At 74.1% G+C, this 2,722-nt stretch carries 2 protein-coding genes; both read left to right on the top strand.

The features are described 5' to 3' along the window. Positions 1-444 (top strand): ComEA family DNA-binding protein (locus PLL68_RS10930; protein WP_324534007.1); only part of this gene is annotated, 444 nt, incomplete at its 5' end. Positions 445-512: 68 nt separating this feature from the next. Then, on the top strand, positions 513-2,722 hold a 2,210-nt coding region (locus tag PLL68_RS10925), incomplete at its 3' end, for a ComEC/Rec2 family competence protein (RefSeq protein WP_324534005.1).

Genomic DNA, 2,722 nt, shown 5'->3' with positions numbered 1-2,722 from the left:
CAGGTCAAGCGCCCCGGGGTTCGCGAGCTGCCGGCAGGGTCGCGGGTGGCGCAGGCGGTCGCGGCTGCCGGCGGCGCGAAGAGCGGGGCGGACCTCAGCCGGGTCAACCTGGCGAGGGTGCTGGTCGACGGTGAGCAGGTGCGCATCCCGGCCCCGGACGATCCCGTCGATCCGCGCGAGCTCACCGGGCCCGGCGCTGCACCCGGTGCTGGTGGAAGCGGCGGCACGGGTGGGGCCGGTGCAGGTTCCGGCGGGCAGGTGGCGCTGAACTCGGCTGACCTCACTGCCCTGGACACCTTGCCCGGGGTGGGGCCTGTCCTCGCGCAACGAATCCTCGACTGGCGCACCCAGCACGGACGGTTCACGAGTGTCGACGAACTGGGGGAGGTGAGCGGCATCGGCGAGAAGCTGCTGGCCCAGCTGACACCACTGGTGACCTTGTGAAGAGGGGGGACGGCGCGTTCGGGCACGCGCTTGCCCGCCGCCGGGCGACCTCGAGCAGCGACCTGAGGTTGCTCGCGCCCGCCGTCCTCGCGTGGGTCGTCGCTGCGGCGAGCTTGGCGATGCCGGTGGCCGGCCACCTGTGGGTGGCTGCCGCGGCGACCGGGGTGGCCACGGTGGCGTGCGCGGTGTCCGCCGCCCGGTTCACGCTGCGCTGGCTGGTCATGCTGACGATGGTGCTGGTCGTCATCCTCCAGCTGGCGGCGGCCGGGCACTCGGTGCTGCGCGTGCGCGGCGGGATTCAGGAGCTCATCGACCAGCGGGCCGTCGTGACCGCACTCGTCGTCATCACCGGCGACCCGCTGACCTTGCCGTCGCGCGGTGACACCCCGCGGGTGCTGCGTGAGGCGACAGTGGTGCATCTCGATGCGCGCGGTCGGCAGCAGGCCACGGGGGCACCGGTGCTGCTCACGGGCGACGCTGCGTTGACCGACCCTGCGTGGCGGTCGACGGTGCAGCTCACCGGGCGGCTGCGCCCCACCGAACCCGGCGACGACCGGGTGGCGGGCATCGCGGTGACCGGCACGTTGACGGTCGTCGCGCCACCCGGTGCGGTCGCGTCGGCGGCCGAGCACCTGCGCGCAGGGCTGCGCGGCGCCGTCGACGGGGCACCCGCCGACCCGCGCGGTCTGCTGCCCGGGCTGGTCATCGGCGACACGAGCCAGACACCACCCGACCTCACCGAGGCGATGCGCGCCACCGGCATGACCCACCTCACCGCGGTCAGCGGCAGCAACGTGGCCGTCGTCGTCGGGCTCGTCCTGGGCCTGTGCGTCCTGGTGGGCATCCCCCTGTGGGCCAGACCGCTGCTGGCGCTGCTGGCCCTGGCCGGCTTCGTCGTGCTCGCGAGGCCGGAGCCGAGCGTCGTGCGGGCTGCGGCGATGGGGGCGATCGGGCTCATCGGGCTCAGCCGGTCCCGTCGTTCAGCGGGGCTGCCCGTGCTCGGTGCGGCCATCATCGTCGTGCTCGTCGTCGACCCGTGGCTGGCGAGGTCGTTCGGGTTCGCGCTGTCCTCGGTGGCGACCCTCGGGTTGCTGCTGTTCACCCGGCCGTGGGGTGAGGCCATCGGTGCCCGACTGCCGACGCGGCTGGCGCCCATGGGGCCCGCGCTCGCCGTGCCGGTCGCGGCCCAGGCCATGACCGCGCCCCTGGTCGTGCTGCTCCAGGGGTCGGTCAGCATCGTCGGGGTGGTCGCCAACCTGCTCGCCGCGCCCTTGGTGCCGATCGCCACGGTCGCCGGGGTCGCGGCATCGCTGACCTCGGTGCTCTGGAGCGACGGTGCCCGCCTCGTCGCGTGGGCCGGGGTGCTGCCCGCGTGGGGCATCGCGAGGGTGGCCCGGTGGTTCGCCGAGGTCCCCGGCGGCACCATGCCCTGGCCAGATGGGGCACCCGGAGCCCTGCTCCTCGCGGCGCTGACCGTCGTGGTGCTGCTCACGGGGCGTGCTCTCGCCGCGGGGGCCGCCGCTCACCCGGTGCTTGCCCTCGGGTGCGTCCTCACGCTGGCCGCATCGCTCGTGCCCACGCGCACGCTCACGTGGCCGCCGCAGGGGTGGCGGGTCGTCGTGTGTGACGTCGGGCAGGGTGACGCCGTCGTGGTGCGAACCGGCGCCGACAGTGCCGTTCTCGTCGATGCCGGGCCCGACCCTCCGCTCGTCGACGGGTGCCTGTCCCGCCTCGGGGTCACGACGCTCGATGCGGTCGTCCTCACCCACCTGCACGCCGACCACGTCGACGGACTCGTCGGGGCGATCGACGGCCGCCGTGTGGGTCAGCTGTTCATCACCCCGGTTCGCGAACCGGCCGACAGCGCAGCGCACGTCGACGCGCTCGCGGTGCGCCACGGCATCCCCGTGGGGTCCTTGTCCGCGGGGGACCGGCTCACGCTCGGCGAGATGGATGCCGTCGTGTGGAGTCCGTGGCGACGCATCGCTGACGGGTCGGTGCCGAACAACGCGAGCGTGGTGCTTGCGGTGCGTACCGGCGAGGTCGACGCGCTGTTGCTGGGGGACATCGAGCGCGAGGCCGCGCACGACCTGCTGCTGCGGTTGCGGCGCGAACCGTCGATGGTTCAGGCGGCAGAGGCGTTCGACGTCGTGAAGACCCCGCACCACGGGAGCGCGAACCTCGACGACGACCTCATGGCGGCGGTGCGGGCGCCCGTCGGGGTGATCAGTGTCGGCGCCGACAACGACTACGGCCACCCGGCGCCGAAGCACCTGGA

It is taken from the genome of Ornithinibacter sp., assembly GCF_035443565.1.
GTDB lineage: Bacteria > Actinomycetota > Actinomycetes > Actinomycetales > Dermatophilaceae > Fodinibacter.
Note: the sequence above shows the minus strand (reverse complement) of the source record. Positions and strands in the feature narration are given on the sequence as shown.